Consider the following 22,693-nt stretch of genomic DNA (forward strand, 5'->3'; position numbering starts at 1 on the left):
CGTCTTGTCTGTCCTTATAAAAGAAAAACAGCCTTTGACGTGGCTGTTTTCACTTCCGCTATTGGTTGATATGTTCACCATTAATGACAACTTTCTGAAATGAAGGAGATACTGCATGTTCCAATGAAAGAGGGTATGTGACATCGTCAATGACACAGTCTTTCATTTTAAAGTGTGTGACCGGGGAATGTGAGTATGCGGCGATCTTGACACCATATCGCCCTCCGCTGCTTTTTAACCCTTCTACTTCAATATGACGGACTACAGGCCTATGCGGACCGGCATCCCCTTCCTCATACATCATGTCGATACAGACCACCTCATGTTTTAAGCTTTTCACTAGATTGTTTTTAAAATAGATGTGTTCAATGGTACCGCCCCTGACAGAGTTGGTCTTAATGCGCAATGCCCTGTCAAGGTTCGGACTGTCCATGACATTATCCTCTGCATATACATACTTGACGCCTCCAGAGATTTCACTCCCGATCGTTACTCCGCCATGACCATCACGCATCGTATTTCTACGAATGACGATGTTTTCAGATGGAACGCCGATTCTCCGGCCGTCCTCATTTCTGCCCGATTTAATGGCAATACAATCATCGCCATTATCAAAATAACAATCTTCAATGAGCACATGTCGGCACGACTCTGGATTCACACCATCTGTATTTGGGCCATGACCGATGATATTCACCCCGCGGACGATGACGTTTTCACTTAACACCGGATGGACTTGCCACATCGGTGAATCCTTTACGGTTACTCCTTCAATGAGAATGTTTTGGCAATTGTATGGCTGGATAAAGCTTGATCTTAAATAATGTCCTTCGCCAAACACTCTTTCTTCCACTGGTATTCTTTTTTCAGCCATTTCAAAAAGAAGCTGACGATCCCGATCTTGAGAGGGCTGACCATTTGTTCCATACTTCCAAGGCCACCAGTGGTGTTCATCCCCTCTCCCGTCCAGCGTGCCTGCTCCTGTAATCGCGATGTTTTCTGCATGATGGGCATAAATAAGTGGCGAATAATTATAAAGCTCAATGCCTTCATATCTTGTTAGAACAAGCGGAAGATAATCACGTGTATCTTGGCTGAAGCTCACATAGGCGTTTTCATGAAGATGAAGCTCTACATTGCTTTTCAATTCTAGAGCGCCTGTCAAAAATGTCCCTTCAGGAATCAGCACACGCCCTCCTTTCAAACGATGTGCATCATCGATGGCAGACTGAATAGCATTTGTCGAAAGCTCTATCCCTTTGTTATCTGCACCATAATGAATGACATTGAATTCACGATCTGGGAACTTTGGCGCTTTTATCTGCTTTAACACATGATCTATACCATCTGTTTCTTTGTCTTTTTTCCCTTGCTTTGCTAAACGTGCGAGTCCAATTCCTGTTAGTACTGTTCCTGCTGTCACATACATCAAATTCCGTTTTTTAGACATTTCCTTATCCCCCAGACGCCTTAAAGTGTCACACCTGTTTTAAAAATAGCCAACTCTCTAAAATTGTTTTTTTCATGATTTAACAGCTTTCCACTCGCCACATCAATCACCGTGGCAATGAACTTCTCTAGCACCACATCTTCTGGTACATCCTCAAGCAATTCCCCCGCATTAAAGTCGATCCAATGTTTTTTTGTTTCATATAAAGCGGTATTGGTCGATACCTTCATCGTTGGAACAAATGTGCCAAACGGTGTGCCTCTGCCTGTTGTAAAGAGGACGAGCTGACAGCCAGACGCTGCGAGAGCAGATGAAGCAACCAAATCATTCCCAGGCGCACTTAATAAATTCAATCCTTTTCGTTTTAGCAGCTCCCCGTATGTTAAAACATCCTTTATAACGGAAGTACCCGCTTTTTGTGTGCAGCCGAGAGATTTATCTTCTAATGTCGAAATTCCTCCTGCTTTATTTCCCGGGGAAGGATTTTCATATACTGGCTGTCGATGATCCATAAAGTATTGTTTAAAATCATTGATCATCTGCACAATATTGTCGAATGTCGCTTTTGATTCCGCTCTCTCCATTAAGATCGTTTCAGCCCCAAACATTTCCGGTACTTCTGTTAAGACGGTGGTTCCGCCTTGAGCCACAATAAAATCGGACAGTCTACCTAAAAGTGGATTTGCGGTAATGCCTGAAAACCCATCTGATCCTCCGCATTTCAAGCCAATTTTCAGCTCAGATAACGGAATGTCTTCACGCTGATCTTCTTTCGCTGCGTCATAAATTTCCTTGAGCAAAGCGACACCTGTCTCAATCTCATCCCCTACTTCTTGGCTTCTTAAAAATTTCACCCTCGTCTGGTCATACTCCCCTAATGTAGCCTGAAAATCCTCAATGTCATTGTTTTCACAGCCAAGCCCTAGAACGAGAACCCCTCCAGCATTTGGGTGCTTTACGGCATTTTGAAGAATGGTTTTTGTGTTTTCATGATCATCCCCAAGTTGTGAGCATCCATAATTGTGCTTTAATACTAACGCCGTTTCAAAAGGATGGATGCTTCCCCCCATTTCAGCGGTAAATATTTGAATGATTTGATCGGCAATGCCATTGACACACCCAACTGTTGGGACAATCCAAAGCTCATTTCGTATACCACTTGCGCCATTTTTTCGTTTATACCCTTTAAATGTCAGATTCGTTTTTTCATAGGGGTTTTCTGTTAAAGAAGGGCGGTATTCGTAATCGAGCTTACCTGATAGATTCGTTTTGATATTGTGCGTATGCACCCATTCTCCAGTCGAAATCGCAGTGGATGCATGACCAATGGGATAGCCATATTTGATGATATTCTCTTTTTCTTTGATCTCAGCCAATGCAAATTTATGACCTTTAGCAACGGTTTCTTTTAAAATGATTGTATGACCTTGGTGCTGAAGCTCTTCGCCTTGCTCAAGCACTTTTAAAGCGATACCAACATTATCTGAAGGATGAATCACAACAAAGTCCCTCATGCCTTCTCCCCCTGACTTTCATATTGAAGTATTTGGTGAACAGCAGCTCTCATGCCATTTTCATGTATGAAGGTGAGCTGCTCGGCTACTGCATCCTTCAGCCCTGCGATCTTCGTCAAATCCATCCCCCATAAAACTTCGTTTGAAAGAAGTTGATCGACCATTAATTCATAGGAATGGTCCACTTCCTCCCATGCTTCCTTCATGAATGTCATCACAGACTCATCATCCTTTATTTGATCTGCATGGACTTGATAAAAATAAATCAAACTGCTCAGTGAGAACATAAGCTTCGTAGGCAACTGTTTTTTTAGCTCTATATAATCTAGAAGAGACGGGAGAATACGTGCCCGAAATTTAGATACACCATTTAAGGCAATATCGAGTAATTGATGTTTGACAAAAGGGTTGCAGAATCGATCCCAAACGGATTGTGTATAAAGCAGCAGCTCTTCTTCAGGAAGTGGCAAACTTAGCAGCACTTCCTCCTCAAGCATGCGGCGAATGAACACACCAACATGCTCATCATCCACCGCTTTTTTGACAGTATCCAAGCCACATGAATATGCAATCGGCACCATCGCTGTATGCGCACCGTTTAAAATGCGAACCTTACTCATACGATAGGGAGCGATATCTTCCACAAAAAGCACGTTTAACCCTGCTTCTTGAAAAGGAAGCTCTTTTTGAACAAACGCAGGTGCTTCAATGACAAACAGGTGATAATATTCTGCTGTGACAAGCAATTCATCGATATACCCCTCTTCTTTTTGAACAGTCTCCGCTGCTTCCTGAGAAAATCCTGGGACAATCCGATCAACTAACGTATTACAGAACGTGTTGGCTTCCTTGACCCAAGCCACAAAATCAGGCGGAAGATTCCACTCAGCTGCCATTGTGATCACATATTCTCTTAATCGATCACCGTTTTGTTCAATCAATTCACAAGGTAAAATGATCAAGCCCTTTTTCTCATCTCCAGAAAAAGCTTTGAAGCGGTGATACAAGAAGGCTGTCAGCTTTCCTGGAAAACTTACTTGCGGCCGATCTTCTAATCGGTCCTCTTTTCTTAACACAAGTCCTGCCTCTGTTGTATTAGAAAAGACAAAGCGCACATTAGGACTTTCCGCTACATGTAAAAAGGCTTCATAATCTGTATATGTGCTGATTCCCCTGCTGATGGATTGAATGACGATCCGTTCGTTCATTTCTTTTTGGTCATGAAATCCTTGAATACATAAAGTGTACAAACCATCTTGTTCATTTAGAGCGGTCACTGATCCTTTTCGAGGAGGAACGACCACTGCTCTTCCTTTAAAATCTGTACAGTCGTTTAGCTTCTGGATCTGCCAATTCATAAATCCCCGCATAAAGTTTCCTTCGCCAATTTGTAGAATGGTTTCAGGATATTCAGCCACTGGGTACACATCTTTGGATAATCGTCTCAAACGCTTTTCCTCCCCCGCATTTTTTGCACACGTGAACATTTTCATTTAAAAGATGCTGATTACTGCATCTTTTTGACTGAATCTCTAATCATCAGCTCTGTGTGGACATACACTTTTTCCAGATGATCGTCTTCTTGCTTTTCACCGTTGATGACTAAAAGGATCGCTTCTGCTCCAAGCGCACACATTTTTTCAATTGGCTTTTTGACTGTTGTGAGGGCAGGCGTTGTATAAGATGAAAATGAAATATCATCAAATCCGATAATAGAGAGATCATCAGGACACCTTTTACCTTTTGCAAACAATGCATTCATCGCACCAATCGCCATGTCATCGTTTGAGCAAAAAAGGGCAGTTGGCGGATCATCAAGAGTGAGTAAGGCTTCCATTGATTCATAGCCGCTCTTCATATGATAGTCGCCTGTGATCATGTATTCCTTCTTCATGGGTACATGATGGTCAATGAGTGCTTGCAAAAAACCAGCTTTTCTTTCCTGTGTGGATTTAAACCCTTCTTTCCCTTCAATAATGGCAATTTGTTTATGCCCCTGCTGAATGAAATAGTGTGCAGCTTGGTATGCCCCTTCACCATCATCCGCTAATATATTCATCACTTGATTACTTTCTACACGGCGATTCAGTACAATAATGGGAATGCCCTGTTTTTTCACATGATGGATAAACGCTTCATCATGCTCGCTTTGGCTCATAAGCAAAATACCATCATACCGCTGTTTATGAATGGTTGTGTAATCGTGAAAATCGTCAATTCCTCTTACAACCAAATGATAGTTTTCTGTTATTACACTGTTGACGCCTTTTAATGCATCAACAAAGAAACTTGAGGATGTGCCTTCTGTTAAACTCGTAAAAAACAGACCAATTGTAAATGATTTTTGCGAGACAAGGCCTCTGGCATGGACATTCGGTGAGTAATTCAGCTGTTTTGCAATCGACAAGATGTTTTGTTTTGTTTTCTCTTTAATAAAAGGACTGTTATTCAAAGCCCTTGATACTGTGGTATGAGAAACGTTTGCCAATTTTGCTATATCTTTGATTGTGACTGTCATGCTATTCCGCCTTTTATGATTTTTTATCATCTTATCATAAAAACGCTTTCATATTCTTGCTTTTTGTTCATATCATCTTGCTTTTATGCGAAAGCTCATTTGCCCGTTCAAATTGAAAATACTGCTTTGCATTTTCATAGCTGATTCCTTTTACCATTCCCCCTAGCAAATTGAGATCATTAGGCGCTTCACCTTTTTCCACCCAATCTCCAATGATGTCACATAACAGTCTACGAAAATATTCATGTCTTGTGTAAGACAGGAAGCTTCGTGAATCTGTCAGCATCCCAATAAATCGGCTGATCAGTCCGATACTGGAAAGTGCCATCATCTGCTCTGTCATTCCCTGCTTTGTATCATTAAACCACCAGGCTGTTCCATGCTGCATTTTCCCAGGAGTCTTTCCATCTTGAAAACTTCCAGCTATCGTTGAAATCACCACATTGTCCCTTGGATTCAAGGAATAGAGGATGGTTTTTGGCAATGCATGTGCTTGTTCTAACCGATCTAATACGCGGCAAAGAGGTTTTGCAATGTCTTCATCATTCATTGCATCATATCCGGTATCTGGTCCAAGCCGCTCAAACATTTTCGAGTTGTTGTTTCTGAGCGCATTGATATGAAGCTGCATCGCCCATCCCCGCTGAGCATATGCCTGACCTAGTTCAATGAATGTGTGTGTTTTAAATTGAACCTTCTCCTTTTCCGTCAATGGATGTCCAGACATTCTTTTATGAAAAATGATCGTAGCTTCTTCTTCCGTCGTGTCTTCGTACGTCATTTCATTGATGGCATGATCTGAAATCAAACAGCCCTGTTCATGAAAGAAATCGATTCGCATATGAAGTGCTTTTATGAAGTCTTGATAGGATTCGATCTTGATAGATGAAACCTCCGCTAGCTGATGAACATACTCGATAAACAAGTCATTTGTGATATCTAATGCCTTATCTGGCCGAAACCCTGGCAGTACTTGCACAGAAAAGCCTTCTTCCCGCAGTTGTTGGTGATAAATCAACGAATCAACCGGATCGTCTGTCGTCACAACCGTTTCAACATTTGATTTCACAATGAAATCTCTCGCACCAAATCCATCTCCTTGCAACTTTTCATTTACTTTTTTCCAGATGATGTCTGCGCTTTCTTCATTCAAAAGTTCTTCAACATCAAAATATCGTCTTAGCTCTAGATGGGTCCAGTGATAGAGAGGATTTCCAATCGTCATCGGAACAGTTTTCGCCCATGCTAAAAATTTCTCATCATCTGAGGCATCCCCTGTGATATGTGTTTCAGGTATCCCATTTGCTCTCATGGCGCGCCATTTGTAATGATCCCCGTAAAGCCATGCTTCGGTTATATTTCGGAACGTTTTATTTTCATAGATTTCTTTTGGACTTAAATGACAATGGTAATCAATAATCGGAAGGTTCTTTGCAAACTCATGGTATAGCTTTTCCGCCGTTTGACTGTTTAATAAAAACTGCTCATCTAAAAAGGCTTTCATCAAACTCCCCCATCTCTTATAATGATGAAAATCAATTTGTTCACGTTAACAATTTTATTGTAATCGTTTACAAAATTGATTTCAATCCTAAAACAAGAAAAAACGATCTCCTTTAGAAAAGAAAATCGTTTTTTGGTTATTTTACAGAGGGTGTTTTCTTTAGGATAATCGCAATAGTTGTTCCTTGACCTAATTCACTTTCTACTTGAATATCGCCATCGTGTAGCAAGACAAGCTCTTTTGCAATCGCCAGTCCTAATCCTGTTCCATTTGTTGGATCATTCGTATTTGTCCCTCTATAGTAACGATTAAATAAATGATCCACCGTTTCTTGCGCCATTCCGCGTCCGTTATCTTTCATTTCGATCCGAACTTCATCATTTGTTTCAGATAGAACAGCTTGAATAAGAGTACCTTTCTGGTTATGCTTCACTGCGTTCGCCAGCAGGTTCTCAATGACTCGTCTAAACCAGGCTTTATCGATCTCAAACATGACACCCTCTGTTTGATCTTCAAAGGATGATAAATAATCTTCTGAAAGCGTGCTTCTTGAAAACTCGTCCATAATGGAGGCTAAAAATTCACCAAGCTCAACAGGTTTTCGATTAATAGGCAATGCACCATTTTTCAATCGATACGTGAGGTTTAAATCCTCAATCAAGGTCGACATGTATTCTGATTTCTCACGAATGACTTGTCCCATTTCCATGACTTCTTCCTTGGACCATTGGTATTGATCTGATTCTAGCATTAATCCATAGCCGTAAATCGTGCTAAGAGGCGTTTTTAGATCATGAGACAGCCCTGCGATCCATTCTTCCCTTGTGGTTTGAATTTTTCTTCGGTTTGCTTCATTCTCTTTTAACGTATTGGTGAGCTGATCCATTGTTTTGAGGATATCCTCAAACAGCCGGTACTCCCGCTTAATACGGCCCTTTTTATTTTTACTTACTGGAATACCTTTTCTATTTGTTGGCTCCTGCAACTTATTTCTTGATAAGAAAATCAGCCAGCGGATAATGTGATAGATCGGTAGCCCATAGCGATACGAGTACCATAATGTCATAACGATAATAATCGTAAGCGCAAGACCTGCAATCAAAAGCGTTGTATATTGGTTTAAAGCCTCTGTCTCTTTATCATAAAGCTCGTCTGGGCTGTATACTTTGTTTGGCACCGAAACAATCATATACAAATCCTTATTCACTTTGATATACGACAGGTCACTTCTAAACTCCCAAGGCTTTGATTGATACTTGAGCAGTTCAACATCCGTTACGTTATTTTTCAAATTATTTTTGGCTCGGATACCTTTTAAGTATTTTCCTTCTTCATTAAACAGATGCACCGATCCATTCATTCTTTTCAAAAATTCTTTTGTTTCAACCGAATATTGAGACAATGCAGCCAGGTTTTTTTCATGCTGCTTGAGATAATTGGCTACCTTTGTGCTGTTCGTTTTAAATCCATATAAGACGATAAAGCTTTCTTGATCAATCTCAATTGGCCAGAAGTACATCTTGTAATCTTTAAATTGTCTTTTTTCAAAGATCTTGATCATTTCATCCTTTTGATAGGATGTTGGAATGTTTTTAGGGAGTTGATAGCTATAGACGTTGCGTTTTTTGGAATCAATCACTTGTAGCCAGCCATCACGTTTTTCCACTGCTTGTTTGAGCTGATCATCGGCTTCCATTTTTCCATCCTCGTTAAAATAAAGCCAGCTCATGAGTGTATCTCCATCTGCCTTCGTTAAACCAGTTTCAGTCATATTCTCATAGCGCTTTTGAAAATAAAGATTTTCAGAGAATGTTTGCCCGATCGTTAGAATGACGATGACAATAAACATTTGTCCGACAAAGTGAAAGAAAAGTTTTGTTCGTAAATTCATAAACTATTGAAGAACCTTCACAGGTTGCGGAATGAACTTATAGCCCATACCACGGATCGTCACAATATATTCAGGCTGGCTTGGATCTAACTCTATTTTTTCTCTCAGCTTTCGGATATGAACCATGACGGTGTTGTTGTCACCATATGACGGAACACCCCATACTTTCTCATAGATTTGATCTTTTGAAAGTACCACATTCGGATGGTCACAAAAATACTTCAGCAAGGACAAAAGCTGAGCTGAGCAAGCTGTCACCTTTCCCCTTACTTTCAACTCGGCTGCATGAGGATGGTACGAGAAATGAGCATATTCATATTGACTGTGCGCTTCTTCCTGCTCCTCCTGTAAGGAGATATAAGTTCGGTTTAAGTGCGCCTTAATTCTAGCTACTAGCTCTAACGGATTAAATGGCTTTGTGATGTAATCGTCTGCACCTTGTGCAAATCCAGTCAATTTGTCTACATCAGACGTTCTTGCTGTTAAATAGAAAATCGGTGCCTTCGTCATTTTCCTGATGTCAGGCAGAACATCAAAGCCTGACTTACCGGGCATCATCACATCTAGAAGTAAGAGGTGGATGTCCTCGTTTTTGACAATATCTAATGCTTCATCTGCATGATAGGCTTTATAAATATGTTGAAACCCTTCTTTTTTTAATACGCGTTCAACCATTTTTACAATTGCTTCTTCGTCATCTGCAATCAATATTTTTGCTGTTTCCACGCATCTCTTTCCTTTCTAGCTATGATCTCTAACCGTATATTACCATTGTCCAAAGTAAAAAAGTACCTCTTTTCTGCATAAAAGCGAAAAAAGATCAACTGGAGAAAATGGCATAACAAGGTAATACCAGAAGATGCAAAAAAACTCGGTCATACATACCGAGTTTTTTGTCCATCTATTATCCGTTCACAGCTTCAAGCTTTCTTTCATGATTCATTAAGTCATATGTTAAACAGATCGGCTTATTCGTTCTCGGATCAAGCACAATTTCTGCATCGATGTGGAACACCTGACTGAGCACCTCTTTTGTCATGACCTCATGAGGCGTACCCTCTTTAATGACTTTCCCTTGATTGAGGGCAATCATGTAATGTGAAAAGCGTGCAGCATGATTCAGGTCATGAATCACCATCAGCACCGTTCTGCCCTGCTCTCTGTTTAAGCGTTCTAACAGCTGAAGGATCTCCAGCTGATGAGCAAGATCTAAATACGTCGTTGGTTCGTCTAATAAAAGCAGCTCTGTTTCCTGAGCGAGTGCCATCGCAATCCATACCCGCTGACGCTGTCCACCGGAGAGCGCTTCAATTGGCCGGTCATGAAACGCAATCATTCCCGTCTCCTCAAGTGCCCATCTGATGATTCGTTTGTCCTCATTTGATAAACGACCAAATCCATTTTGATGCGGGAAACGTCCATATGACACAAGCTCATAAACGGTCAGACCACTTGGCGCTTCAGGCGTCTGCGGTAAGATGGCCATTTGTTTTGAAATTTCTTTTGTTGGTGTTTGATGGATCGCCTGGCCATTTAAATAAACAGCACCTTGATGGGACTTCATAATACGAGACATTGTTTTTAAAATCGTTGACTTCCCGCACCCATTCGGCCCAATTAATGTCGTCACCTTGCCTTTTGGGATGCTGATATTTAAATCGTCTACAATCAAACGGTCATGATAGCCAATACAAAGCTTTTCTGTTTCAAGTGATTTCATCTGTTGTACTCTCCTTCCTCATTAGTTCGTTTTCATCAATAAGTAAATGAAGTAAGGTGCGCCTAAGGCAGAAACGACAAGTCCAACGGGCACCTCTGATGGAGCAAGTATGACACGCCCAAGTGTATCTGCAAGTAATAACAGCAGTGCACCAATCATAGCGGACGCCGGTATCATTCCTTGATGTTTCGGACCAACTAGCTTTCTTGCGAGGTGTGGTGCCGCTAACCCTAGGAACGATATACTCCCTGCAACAGCGACACTCGCACCGGCTAATGCAACTGCAATCAGCATGAGAAAACTTCTTTCTTTATGAACTGAAATCCCTAAGCCATAAGATATCTGATCACCCAAATTCATGATATTTAAGTAGCGTGCCCTCACCATCGCTAATACAAGAAAAATCAGCATCCACGGCACGACTGATAAGACATATGTCCAACTTGAGCCCCAAATACTTCCTGACAGCCACACAATGGCTTGGTTAAAATCATTTGGGCTCATCTTTAATTGAATAACCACAATCGCTGCCGAAAATGCAGCATTGATCCCAATACCAGTTAAAATCAATCGAACAGGCGTAATGCCCTTTTTCCACGCTAGCACATAGATGAGGAATGCAGCAAAGGCGGCACCTACGAAAGCGAAAAGCGGCAGTACAAATATTGAAAAATCACCTAAGTTCGACATCGAACCCTGAAAGGCAAAGATAAACAAAACCACCGCAAAGCCTGCACCCGCATTTACACCTAGAATGCCGGGATCAGCTAAACCATTTTGAGAAACACCTTGCCAAATGGCTCCTGATACAGCGATAGAAGCGCCAACAAGTAAAGCGATGACCATCCTTGGAAGTCTGAACTCGAATAATACAAGCTCATCCATTTCACTTCCGAGTCCAAAAAATGTTTTGAATGTATCCATCGGAGAAATCCGTATCTCTCCGGTATTTAAACTAATCAGGAACACAGCCACGATCGCTAAAAAGATCATGACCATCGTTCGTTTGTATTTCTTTTTCTTTGCCTGCTGCACCATTTCCATTTAAATTCCGCTCCTTTCACGTCTCGCTAAATATAAGAAGAAAGGAACGCCTATAATGGCTGTAATGGCACCAACTGGCGTTTCAAACGGCGCATTGACAAGCCTTGCCGCAATGTCTGCATAAATGAGCAAAATAGCCCCTAAAATAGCTGAGCAAGGGATAATCCAGCGATAGTCAACGCCGACCAAGAAACGCGTAACATGAGGAATCACAAGCCCGATAAAGCCAATAGAACCTGCAACTGACACGGCTGCACCTGTTAAAAGGATCACGACCAATATGCCAAGTACCTTGACTGTTCGTGTATATTGTCCAAGCCCTTTTGCTAATTCATCACCTAAGCTTAAAACCGTGATGGAGCGGGCAAGAATCATTGCGATGATCAGTCCTACAGCCGCAACTGGAATGATGATCTTAATATTGCTCCAATTCACACCAGCCACACCGCCTGCGTACCAAAAACTCATATCTTGCGCGACGTCAAATCGAATGGCAATCGCTGAGGAAATTGAGCTTAAAAGTGCGCCAACAGCCGTACCGGCTAATGCGAGCTTCACAGGAGTAAGTCCCCCTTTTGAAAGGGTTCCAACCCCAAATACAATAGAGGCGCCAAGTGCTGCACCCAAAAATGACCAAAGAATTAATGTAAAAGAAGATTGGCCTGGGAAAAAAGCAAACGCAATGGCAATCGCAAATGCAGAGCCATTTGTCACACCCATGATTTCAGGAGACGCAAGCGCATTTCTTGTCATGCCTTGCATGATGGCACCCGATACTGCTAAAAAGGCACCGACAAGTGCGGCACCAACTGTACGCGGCAGCCTTAGTTCCCTAATGATTTGATGTGAGGTTTGTTGTGAATCAAAATGAAAGACGGCTTCCCATACCGTGTGTAAATGAATGTTTGCCGCTCCTAGCGATACTGATAAAAAAAGACCGAATGCTAAAGCAATGATTCCTATGATGACAACAGCTGCTGTACCAAAAGGCTTTGTCACAATATCTATCGCATCATCTTTAGCTGACAGCTGTTTATTCGATTGTGAGCCCAAAACCAGTCTCTTCCTTTCCGTTCATATCTATTCGTTATTAGTGATAATGATTATCAATCTCGGAGTCTAGTATATCACTTTCTTCACGTTTTGAAATCCTTGTTCTGATAAATTTCTTTATTTTCATCAAAAAACCGGGAGAATTTCACCATTTTCTTTTGGTCATAAAATAGCCGATGCATTTTTTCTTCTATCATGATAAGATATAATTGCAAATGAGAATCATTATCATAAACAATTGAATAGGAGCGAACTTTAGTGAAAAAACGAACTGGACTTCTTTTAATTTCCCTCATTACCCTTATGATTTTTACTGCTGCTTGCGGCAGCACTTCCAATAAAGAATCGGGAGCCAAAAAAAATGACACGATCACCTATCAAGATGTAAAGGGTGAAGTGAAACTGCCTCAAAACCCAAAACGTATTGTGCTTCTGGCGGAAAGCTATTACGGGGATCTCGTCACACTCGGCAAAACCCCAATTGCTGCTACTGCGCCCATCTTTAAAAACCCTTTCTATAAAGGAAAAACAGATGGAGTGAAAAATATTGGAAAATCACCCTCTGTTGAGAAAGTAGCCTCTTTGAAACCGGATATGATCATTGCTTGGGGAGAAGATGAGAAATTTGATCAATACAAAAAAATTGCCCCTACAGTTGCCATTCAATACAATCAATATTCGTTTAAAGACCAGCTAAAAGAATTCGGTAAAATGACAGGCACATCAAAAAAAGCAACGGATTGGATCACACAATGGGATGCCAAAATTGCTGAAGTGAAACCAAAAGTAACAAAAGCTGTAGGAAACAAAACCGTTTCGATCGTATCACCATTCGATAAGGGCATTTACATTTTCGGTAACACTTTTGCACGCGGTGGTGAAATCATTTATGACGAGCTGAAATTAAAAGCTCCGAAGGCCGCCCAAAAAGAAGCCATCGACAGTGGTGTCGGTTATGCAAACATTTCTCTTGAAAAGCTTCCAGAATTTGCAGGTGATTATATTTTCACAAGCCCATGGAGCGGTTCAAAAAGTAATGGCGATCAAGTGTATAAAAGCAGCATCTGGGCATCACTTCCTGCTGTCCAAAACAAACGCGTATTTGAAACAGATACAGTCGGTTACTTCTTTAATGACCCTGTGTCGCTAGAAGGTCAGCTCGAATTTATTGTGGATCGATTAACATCTGCCTCATAAAAAAATACGTTTCTCCAGCATTGGAGAAACGTATTTTTTAAACTGTACCTTTGGCAAATTTTTTGGACATGAATGGGTAGAGTAAAATGCCAACTAAGAACAATCCAATACCAAGACCAAATGTTTTGAAATCAGCTGTGCCTGAAATAATGACCCAAGCGGAATACCCTATGGCCACAAGCGCAATGATCCCGTCTCTTGTCCGGTTTCCTTTTTGGAGCTCATATGTGTCACCTTGCATGATGACCTTAAAGCTGTAGATCGACGACACGATATACGGAATGAGATACGCAAGTGTCGCTGATGTTGTTAAGAAAGTAAAGGCTTCATTAATCGTACGTGACATGACTGAGAAAATAAACAGCTGTGACATGATATTTGTGACAGTCAAAGCAATAACAGGACTGCCTTTTTTGTTTGTTTTTGCAAACACTGCTGGGAAATCGCCAGCTTTTGCTGCTTGATAAGGGACTTCAGAACCAAGCAAAATCCAGCCAAGCATCGAACCAAATAAACAAATGATCGCAAGAAGTGCCATGACAATGCCGCCAGCCGGTCCGATAATGAGCTGAAGCACGTCTACGAATGGTTTATCAGAACCTTGCAATTGATCATGCGGCAGAACGCCCATTGTAATCAAGGTAATAATCATATAAATAGACAGTGCAATTAAAAGTCCTGTAATCGTCGCACGTTTGACATCACGCTGCGAGGAAGCTCTTCCTGATAAAATGACAGCAGATTCGATGCCGATAAATGCCCATAGTGTGGAAATGGCCGCATGATGAATTTGGCCTCCAAGTCCGAGCACTCCTTCACCACTTGCTGCTTCAACAGGGAAGTAATAATGTTCAAATAATGCGGTTTGGAATGCAAATAAGCCTGCGACAATAAAAAGGACGAATCCAAGCACCTTTGAAAAGGTCGTAATAAAGTTCAACTTACTTGCTGCGCTTAAGCTTGTAATTAAAATCGTATGAGTCCCCCATAGAAGGATTGTACATACGATAAACGTTGTGAGCTGACCAAGTGTGATCGCTTCTTTTCCAAAAGTAAAGACCTCCGTTTTCACGGTTAAAATTGGGAAAAAGGTTGTTAAATAACCAGCTAGGCTTGTGATAATGGCGACATTACTAATCCAGCTTGCCACCCAATATCCCCAAACCATTGTAAAACCGGCTGCTTTTCCTTTTTTCGGATCTTTAAAAAGCGCTCTTGCATAGCTTTGTGGTCCAGCTGTTAGCTGCGGTTTATGAATGGACAAATGTCCAAACACAAAGGCAATCATCAGTACGCCGCCACCTGTGACAAGCCATGCCATCGTCACACCTAAAGGACTTGCATGCTGGGCAAGTGTACTAGGCAGCATAAAGATGCCTGAACCTACCATATTTCCGACGACAAAAGCCGTCAATAACCAAAAACCCCATTTTTTTGTCTGTTCCATTTTCGTACCTCCGTTATATTCACTTTGGACCAGACCCGGCAGTATCTTCATTGATATATTTGTGAAGCAATGACTTGCATTCTTTATGTTCATGTTGGGTCACTTTCTTACCAGCATACCCTTTTCTTAGGCAATCAGAACATAAAAAAAAGCCTGAACAAAAGTCCATGCTTTTCAAAACATACACCTTGATCTCCGGATAGCCCTCCACGCTTCAAAGACGTGGCAGTCCTGCATTTGTTCAATGCAGACCCAGCATAAAGAAAGTTGGAGCTCTCTCTACACTTCGGCGCTGATGCCTTTTTTCTCATGATCAACGATTCCATCTCTCCTATGAGTGACTCATCATCCGCGCAACCTCTACCTCACTGAGACATAGCGTGAGGATTTCTATTCATTTTTACTACACGAAGGTTATCAAACATTCTCATATCTGTCAAAGGGAAAAACATAGAAAAAAGGCAGAGAAATGATTCTCCGCCTTTTTGTCAGCTTATTGATGGTTGTTTTTCTTCTTTTGGACAGCTTCTTGAAGCGGATCGCCTGCTAGTTCTTTACTTGCTTCTTCTAACAGCTGATCGACCTGCTGATGGTCTTTCTCGCTTTTCTCCTTTTTATCCTTTTGGAAAAATGACATCGCTATTTCCCCCCTTTTCATAAAATGCCTTTGCCTGTTTAATTTGTGCTACAGCGCTCAGCATTATACAAAGAGGAGCGGTTCATTCATCGTGAAAGGTCTGTCTCATTTTTTGCAAATACGTTAGAAAGGTCTTTAAGTCTTCCTCTGTGAAGTCTGACATCATATGCTGAATCACCTTTCCAAAAAGACGTGTATGCTTTTCGTAAATAGCCAGCCCTTTTTCCGTAGCTTCTAGCCGGACAAGGGAATGATCGTCCTTGTCCCGTTCTCTCTGAATGTAGCCTTGCTCACATAATTTATTGAGGGCAATGGAAGCGGCACCTGGGTTGAGCGAGAGTCTTTGTTTAAGCTCTTCAGCATGTGATACTTTTCCTTGTATCAATATAGAAAGAGCATATATCTGTGGAGGCGTGATGTCTTTTTCTAACTCAAGTAACTTGCGGTTTAATTTACGGCTGACTTCATAATGTACAAGAACAATTTCTTTTAAAATGTCTGCATTACTCATCCGAATCGCATCCTTATCGTTAGTGTCAACATGACTTCCTTCTTATTATAGAATGTTTTTCCAAACAGCCAACTATTTTATCCCATTTTTCTTTAGAAATAAGCCTTGCTGAATGGATTCACCCTTGATATAGTGAGTACTTGAACAAAAAACAGAACAGGAGTACGCATCATGACAGGAAAAACACATATTATGGGCGGAATTGCCGCCTCCACAGCCGTCGCCTATTATTACGGATTCGAACCAGTGACGATGGCTGCTGCAGGATCAGTAGGTGCCCTCATCCCAGATCTATGTCATACGAAAAGCAAAATCGGCAGGAAATTCCCGCTCCTTTCCACACTGATCAGTAGTGTGTTCGGGCACCGCACCTTTACACATAGTTTATTATTTCTGCTGATCATTTATTTTATTGCGACAACATACATTCCAAATGACAGCCTCAGTACCGGGTTACTAGTTGGGATGGCAAGCCACCTCATCCTTGATGCAGGCACAGTGAACGGTATTAAATTTTTGTTCCCTGCAACCATGAAAGTACGTCTCCCCTTTTATGTCAAAACAGGCAGCACAGGAGAACAAGTCGTACTAGCTGCTCTGACCATTGTCACCTGCTATTACATGGCTGTCATTTGCGGAATATCCATCCCATTGCCGTTTTAGAAAAAGAAAAAAGAGTTTTGCAAAAAAGCAGGATATGAATTGATCATTCCTCATTTTTTTAGTAGTTTTAAGATAAGTGTTTTTGCCTTGCAGCTGAATACAGAATGGTGAGGAGTTACATAAATGAAAGCGTTTTTCAAAAATCACTGGTTTTTAGTGTACTCCATCCTCTTTATGTGGATGAAAACATACATCATTTATCAATTCGGATTTCATATACGAACGGCCAATCTGTTTCACGAGTGGCTGCTTTTGATTAATCCACTTAGCTTTTTGCTCCCTTTGTTTGGGATTGCTCTTTTCTTAAATGAAACGAAACAAAAGGTCTTTTTATTGACCACAAATTTTATTTTGACAGCCATTTTGATATCGAATACGATCTTTTACGGTTTTTATATTGATTTCATTACCATTCCTGTCTTATTTCAAGCAAAGAACATGGGAGATATGGGTAGCAGTATGACTGAATTGTTTCATCCGCTATTTATACTCATGCTGATTGATTTTGTAGTGCTGGCATGGCTCTTAAAACGGAAACCGCTATCACCAAAAGCGTCTTTTAAGACGATCAAAACATACTATGTGGTTTGCTGCAGCTTGCTATTGTTCCATGTCAGCTCAGCTTTGATGGACCACCCTCGTTTTTTGACAAGCTCGTATGATCGAGAAGTCATTGTACGAAACCTTGGGCTGTTTCAATTCCATTTGTATGACGGTGCCGCTCAAACAGCACGAATTGGACAAAAAGCCTTTGCTGACGAAGATACACTTTCAACAGTGGCAAACTACACAAAAGCTGATTACAGTGCACCAAATGAAGACTACTTTGGACTTGCTAAAGGCAAAAATGTCGTGTTCATTTCACTTGAATCAACGCAGCAATTTGTCATGAATCAAAAGGTGAATGGACAATACATCACACCATTTTTAAATCAACTTGCCAAAAAAAGCTTCTATTTTGATGAATTTTATCAGCAGACAGAGCAAGGCAAAACGTCGGACTCAGAGTTTATCGTCGCAAACTCCCTCTATCCATCTAGCAGTGGCGCTGTCTTTTTCACAGCGAGTGACAACGAATATGACACACTGTACAAGCAATTGAAAAAAGAGAATTATCAATCCGTCCAATTTCATGCGAATAATAAAACGTTCTGGAATCGTGATGTGATGTATGAATCTCTTGGGATTGACCGCTTTTATGATGTCGATTCATTTGATGTCAATGAACAGAATTCGACTGGCTGGGGCTTAAAGGATATCGACTTTTTTGACCAATCCATCGATTATTTAAAAAAGCTGAAAACGCCTTATTACAGCACGTTTATTACCTTAACCAATCACTTCCCATTTGAAATTGATCCAAAGGATCAGTTCATTGATGAATACGATTCGACTAGCACCATTTTAAACCGCTATGTGACCACCGTCCGCTATCAAGATGAAGCCATCAAAAGGTTCTTTGAACGAATGAAAGAAGAAGGACTATATGAAAATACAATGTTTGTCCTCATGGGAGACCACTATGGCATTTCAGAAGCACATCATGAGGCAATGGCAGAGCTGCTGAAGCAGGATGAAATCACACCGTTTGATGCAGTTAAACTGCAGCGGGTCCCTTTTTTGATTTATATTCCTGGGGTGACAGACGCGGCCCCTCAAACCATTTCTGAAACAGCCGGTCAAATGGATGTCAAACCGACACTTCTTCATTTACTCGGCATTGAATCAAAAGATGCCATTCAATTTGGGAATGATCTTTTCTCCAATGAACGGACGCCGTTCGCTGTGCTGAGAAACGGAAACTTTATTACGGATGATTATCTTTATACGAAAAACACGTGCTATGATCAAAAAACAAAACAGCCTGTTGAACAAGACGAAGTATGTCAGCCTTATATAGAAAAAGCCAATAAAGAGCTGTCTCTATCAGATAAAGTAATCAACGGGAACTTACTACGTTTTTATCAGCACTAAAAGCTGCCCTCTGGCGGCTTTTTCTTTTCTCTTTTCCTGAAAACCTATGAATGGTCAAATAAGTTTGATTATAATAAAGGATACACATGATGTTGAATGATAAAGAGGTGTGATCATGAAATATTTATTCTTAACCTTCGTCGCCATCTGTTTGCTCCTGACTGGGTGTCAAACGGAGTCGACGTCACCAGATAAAAGCAAAAAGACAGAACTTGTGATTTCAGCGGCGGCAAGCCTGCAGGATGCTTTGAAAGAGATTGAATCTGCCTATAAAGATGATCATCCAAACGTAAAACTCACGAATAATTTCGGGTCATCAGGTGCATTGAAACAGCAAATCGCTCAAGGAGCAAAAGCGGATCTCTTCTTCTCAGCAGCTGAAGAGCCTTTTGATGACCTTGTTCAATCTGGCGACATCGATCAGGATCATACAAAGGACGTCATACAAAATGAGCTAGTCCTCATCGTGCCAAAAGAAGGTTCTTCTGCTATCAAAACCTTTCGAGATGTTCAGCACATAAAAGGAAAGTTAGCGCTTGGCACACCTGAATCTGTTCCTGCTGGTACATATGCAAAAGAGATTTTCACAAAACTGAATATATGGGATCAAGTGAAACAGAACGCTGTCTATGGCAAGGATGTTCGTCAAGTATTAAACTATGTCGAAACAGGAAATGTGGAAGCTGGTGTCGTGTATAAGACGGACGCGCTCGTTTCTCACAAAGTAAAGATAGTAGATGAGGCAAATCAAGACATGCACTCCCCCATCATTTATCCTGTTGGCATTGTCAAACAGACCGATCACATGAAAGAGGCGAAAGCATTTTTTCAATATCTCCAATCAGATCCAGCCGCAGCGATTTTTAAAAAGTACGGCTTTCAAGTGAAATAATGTCGATGCTGACCGAAGATTTTCTTTCACCTATCTGGCTGTCCGTACAAGTGGCTGCTTTCAGCGGGTTATTGGCTGTCGTTTTAGGAACGTCCATTGGTTTTTGGATGGCCCGTACATCTTTCAAAGGAAAAATGATCGTGGAAACGCTCCTCATGATGCCGCTTGTCCTTCCGCCAACGGTCGTAGGATTTCTGCTGCTCGTTGCGTTCGGGAAGAACAGTGTGATTGGACAAGCGATTGAATGGATCTTCCATCAGCCTGTCATCTTCACTTATTGTGCAGCAGTCATTGCATCGACAGTTGTCGCATTCCCGCTCATGTATCAATCAGCGAAAGCTGGATTTTCTACGATTGAGTCAGACATTGAAGGTGCTGCAAAAGTTGATGGTGCGCATTCTTTTCAGGTTTTTGCCTATATTACCGTCCCACTCGCACTGCCATCTCTTCTCTCTGGTGCAGTTTTAAGTTTCGCAAGGGCGTTAGGAGAATTTGGAGCGACTTTAATGTTCGCTGGCAACATTCCTGGGAAAACGCAAACCCTCCCAACAGCCATCTATGTGGCGATTGATTCTGGACGAATGGAACTTGCGTGGGCTTGGACCATTTGTATTGTGATCCTGTCTTTCCTCATGCTGTTGGCTGTGCGCAGAAGCAGGAATTAAAAAATCCCCTTCTCAAAAAGAGAAAGGGATTCAGATTGTTGACAAAGGGCTAAAATTAAGTTCATTTTAGCCCTTTGTCTTCTTTTCAGCGTGATAGAAAACCTTTGCAGTCTAGGCATGACGAGTACTGACGCGGAGCGAATTTGACATTCGTGAGCAACAGCACGCACTGACAAAATATGCGAGGGTTTGTCTACACGCTGAGGGGATAATTTTATTTATTCAAACCCAACCGTCATCGTTTCTGGATTAGACCCGACACGTTCGTTATTATTAAGTGCATTGATTTTTTCCATGTCTTCTTGTGAAAGCTCGAAGTCAAAAATGTCGGCATTTTGTTTAATGCGATCTTCATTGATTGATTTTGGAATGGTGACAACGCCGCTTTGCAGATCCCAACGCAAGATCACTTGAGCCACAGATTTGTTGTATTGTGCTGCAATTTCCTTTAATACGTCATGATCCAAAAGCTTTCCTTGCATCAGCGGAGACCATGCTTCAATTTGAATGCCTTTTTCTTTCGCATATTGTCGTAATTCGACAAGTGTCAGTTTTGGATGAAACTCCACTTGGTTCACCGCTGGAACAACCTCCGCATCTTTTAACAGCTCTTCTAAATGCTGCACGTAGAAGTTGCTGACACCAATCGCTCTTACTTTTCCATCTTTATAAAGCTTCTCAAGCGCACGCCATGTCTCTTTAAATGTATCTGCATTTGGTCCAGGCCAATGAATCAAATAGAGGTCTAAGTAATCAAGACCGAGCCGGTTTAAGCTTGCATCGAATGCAGCGAGTGCTTTGTCATATCCTTGATCTGTGTTCCATACTTTTGACGTAATGAACAATTCTTCTCTTTTGACGCCAGATTCTTTAATGGCTTTCCCTACGCCTGTCTCGTTTTTATAAACGGCAGCCGTATCAATGCTGCGATAACCGTTTCGTATGGCTGCTTTGACGGCATCAACCACTTGGTTGCCGTCCTCCACTTTGAATACACCTAAACCAAACCATGGCATTTCTACTCCGTTATTTAGTGTTACGGTATCATTCAAGCTTTTGACCATGTTAACAACCACCTTTTCATAGATTCCATCTTTTTCATTATCTCATGTTGCGTTTGAAAACTCTATTATCAGGCGTTTCTCTTCGCTTCAATCGCTAGCAGCAAAGCACCTGTCATACCTGCCTTGTCCTCAAGTCCAGGAGAGACAATGTATGTATCAAGCGGCGGCATGTCGACATAATCATTGACATACGCAGCCAGCTTCTCTCGAATGAGCGGAAATAGCTGTTTTTGCTTCATGACGCCTCCACCCATTATAATGCGTTCTGGGCTTAATATCAGCGTGTATTGCATTAATGCCTGTGCTAAATAATCTGCTTCAAGAGACCAAACTTCTTCTTCTTCGGTAAGCTCTTTAGCCGGCTTTCCCCACCTTGCCTCAATAGCTGGACCTGCCGCCAGTCCTTCTAAGCAAGTACCATGCGCTGGGCAGACACCTGCAAACTGATCTGATTCATGCTGCCTGACCAGGATGTGCCCCATTTCTGGATGTGAGTGACCGTGGAGAAGTTCATTTTTCACAACAGCCCCGGCACCAATCCCCGTACCGACCGTGATATACAGACAGCTGCTTAGCCCTTTGGCGGCCCCTTTTGTCAGTTCACCTAATGCTGCGGCATTGACATCTGTCGTAAAGGACACCGGTACGCCTAATTGTTTCTCCAGCTCAGGTATCAACGGGTAATGCTTCCATTCAACTTTCGGCGTATTCATGATGTAACCGTAAGAAGGATCGTCTTTCTGGACACAAATCGGTCCAAAGGAACCGACCCCTAATGCTGCAATTTCATGTTGCTGAAAAAATGGAATAAGTGATTGGATGGTTTTTTCCGGGTGCTCTGTTGGAATGGTTAATTCCTCTATGATATCCCCATGCTCATTACCAATGGCACAGCAGAACTTTGTTCCCCCAGCTTCAATCGCTCCGTAATATGTCATCCTGCCTCTCC

Annotated in this window: 20 protein-coding genes and 1 riboswitch; of the genes, 5 read left to right on the forward strand and 15 right to left on the reverse strand. The window is 41.6% G+C overall.

All coding sequences use genetic code 11. The features are described 5' to 3' along the window. Positions 1-58: 58 nt before the first annotated feature. The 10 genes from N521_RS01370 to N521_RS01415 all read right to left on the reverse strand — a co-directional run bounded on the left by N521_RS01370 (position 59) and on the right by N521_RS01415 (position 12,694). Positions 59-1,450: a glycoside hydrolase family 28 protein gene (locus tag N521_RS01370; RefSeq protein WP_008347106.1), complete on the reverse strand. Its 1,392-nt coding sequence runs from the start codon at positions 1,448-1,450 to the stop codon at positions 59-61. A gap of 20 nt (positions 1,451-1,470) precedes the next feature. Next, the gene (locus N521_RS01375; protein WP_017368042.1) at positions 1,471-2,964 is read right to left on the reverse strand and encodes a UxaA family hydrolase; all 1,494 of its coding nucleotides are present in this window, start codon (positions 2,962-2,964) and stop codon (positions 1,471-1,473) included. Continuing rightward, positions 2,961-4,412, reverse strand: coding sequence for a tagaturonate reductase (locus tag N521_RS01380; RefSeq protein ID WP_017368043.1), 1,452 nt, complete (start codon positions 4,410-4,412; stop codon positions 2,961-2,963). The genes N521_RS01375 and N521_RS01380 overlap by 4 nt, the downstream gene beginning before the upstream one ends. A gap of 59 nt (positions 4,413-4,471) precedes the next feature. Then, a complete protein-coding gene (locus tag N521_RS01385) occupies positions 4,472-5,482 on the reverse strand; it encodes a LacI family DNA-binding transcriptional regulator (protein WP_035389381.1) in 1,011 nt (336 codons plus the stop codon). Between the two features lie 67 nt (positions 5,483-5,549). Beyond that, positions 5,550-6,986 (reverse strand): glucuronate isomerase, encoded by a 1,437-nt coding sequence (uxaC, locus tag N521_RS01390; protein ID WP_017359252.1) that lies wholly within the window; start codon positions 6,984-6,986, stop codon positions 5,550-5,552. A gap of 136 nt (positions 6,987-7,122) precedes the next feature. After that, a complete protein-coding gene (locus N521_RS01395) occupies positions 7,123-8,877 on the reverse strand; it encodes a HAMP domain-containing sensor histidine kinase (RefSeq protein ID WP_017359251.1) in 1,755 nt (584 codons plus the stop codon). 3 nt (positions 8,878-8,880) lie between these two features. Next, the gene (locus N521_RS01400) at positions 8,881-9,603 is read right to left on the reverse strand and encodes a response regulator transcription factor (RefSeq protein WP_017359250.1); all 723 of its coding nucleotides are present in this window, start codon (positions 9,601-9,603) and stop codon (positions 8,881-8,883) included. A gap of 178 nt (positions 9,604-9,781) precedes the next feature. Beyond that, positions 9,782-10,597 (reverse strand): ABC transporter ATP-binding protein, encoded by an 816-nt coding sequence (locus N521_RS01405; RefSeq protein ID WP_017359249.1) that lies wholly within the window; start codon positions 10,595-10,597, stop codon positions 9,782-9,784. 21 nt (positions 10,598-10,618) lie between these two features. Next, the gene (locus N521_RS01410; RefSeq protein WP_048003212.1) at positions 10,619-11,641 is read right to left on the reverse strand and encodes a FecCD family ABC transporter permease; all 1,023 of its coding nucleotides are present in this window, start codon (positions 11,639-11,641) and stop codon (positions 10,619-10,621) included. Continuing rightward, a complete protein-coding gene (locus N521_RS01415; RefSeq protein WP_008347113.1) occupies positions 11,642-12,694 on the reverse strand; it encodes a FecCD family ABC transporter permease in 1,053 nt (350 codons plus the stop codon). A 258-nt stretch (positions 12,695-12,952) separates the two neighbouring features. On the opposite strand from N521_RS01415, the gene N521_RS01420 reads away from it, so the two are divergent. Continuing rightward, positions 12,953-13,891: an ABC transporter substrate-binding protein gene (locus N521_RS01420; RefSeq protein WP_035389383.1), complete on the forward strand. Its 939-nt coding sequence runs from the start codon at positions 12,953-12,955 to the stop codon at positions 13,889-13,891. A gap of 37 nt (positions 13,892-13,928) precedes the next feature. Here N521_RS01420 and N521_RS01425 read toward each other — a convergent pair whose 3' ends face one another. From N521_RS01425 to N521_RS01440, 3 genes are all read right to left on the reverse strand, one after another. After that, on the reverse strand, positions 13,929-15,338 hold the full coding sequence (locus tag N521_RS01425) for an amino acid permease (RefSeq protein WP_035389385.1): 1,410 nt from the start codon (positions 15,336-15,338) through the stop codon (positions 13,929-13,931). Between the two features lie 192 nt (positions 15,339-15,530). Then, positions 15,531-15,709, reverse strand: a riboswitch (Lysine riboswitch). Between the two features lie 122 nt (positions 15,710-15,831). Beyond that, positions 15,832-15,975: a small acid-soluble spore protein SspJ gene (gene sspJ, locus N521_RS01435; protein WP_035389389.1), complete on the reverse strand. Its 144-nt coding sequence runs from the start codon at positions 15,973-15,975 to the stop codon at positions 15,832-15,834. 82 nt (positions 15,976-16,057) lie between these two features. Next, positions 16,058-16,486: a MarR family winged helix-turn-helix transcriptional regulator gene (locus tag N521_RS01440; protein WP_007500254.1), complete on the reverse strand. Its 429-nt coding sequence runs from the start codon at positions 16,484-16,486 to the stop codon at positions 16,058-16,060. Between the two features lie 171 nt (positions 16,487-16,657). Here N521_RS01440 and N521_RS01445 point away from each other — a divergent pair, with 171 nt between their 5' ends. From N521_RS01445 to modB, 4 genes are all read left to right on the forward strand, one after another. Then, a complete protein-coding gene (locus tag N521_RS01445; RefSeq protein WP_008347118.1) occupies positions 16,658-17,149 on the forward strand; it encodes a metal-dependent hydrolase in 492 nt (163 codons plus the stop codon). Positions 17,150-17,272: 123 nt separating this feature from the next. Beyond that, the gene (locus N521_RS01450; protein ID WP_035389390.1) at positions 17,273-19,123 is read left to right on the forward strand and encodes an LTA synthase family protein; all 1,851 of its coding nucleotides are present in this window, start codon (positions 17,273-17,275) and stop codon (positions 19,121-19,123) included. A gap of 115 nt (positions 19,124-19,238) precedes the next feature. Further along, a complete protein-coding gene (gene modA / locus N521_RS01455; protein ID WP_035389392.1) occupies positions 19,239-20,015 on the forward strand; it encodes a molybdate ABC transporter substrate-binding protein in 777 nt (258 codons plus the stop codon). Further along, on the forward strand, positions 20,015-20,680 hold the full coding sequence (gene modB, locus N521_RS01460; RefSeq protein ID WP_035389394.1) for a molybdate ABC transporter permease subunit: 666 nt from the start codon (positions 20,015-20,017) through the stop codon (positions 20,678-20,680). The genes modA and modB overlap by 1 nt, the downstream gene beginning before the upstream one ends. Positions 20,681-20,898: 218 nt before the next feature. On the opposite strand, the gene N521_RS01465 is transcribed toward modB, so the two are convergent. Next, complete coding sequence (locus tag N521_RS01465; RefSeq protein WP_008347122.1) at positions 20,899-21,744, reverse strand: aldo/keto reductase; 846 nt, start codon at positions 21,742-21,744, stop codon at positions 20,899-20,901. 68 nt (positions 21,745-21,812) lie between these two features. After that, positions 21,813-22,682: an ROK family protein gene (locus N521_RS01470; protein ID WP_035389396.1), complete on the reverse strand. Its 870-nt coding sequence runs from the start codon at positions 22,680-22,682 to the stop codon at positions 21,813-21,815. Between the last annotated feature and the right edge of the window lie 11 nt (positions 22,683-22,693).

Origin of the sequence: Bacillus sp. UNC125MFCrub1.1 (assembly GCF_000701305.1) — a bacterium.
Classification (GTDB): Bacteria; Bacillota; Bacilli; order Bacillales; family Bacillaceae; genus Bacillus; species Bacillus altitudinis.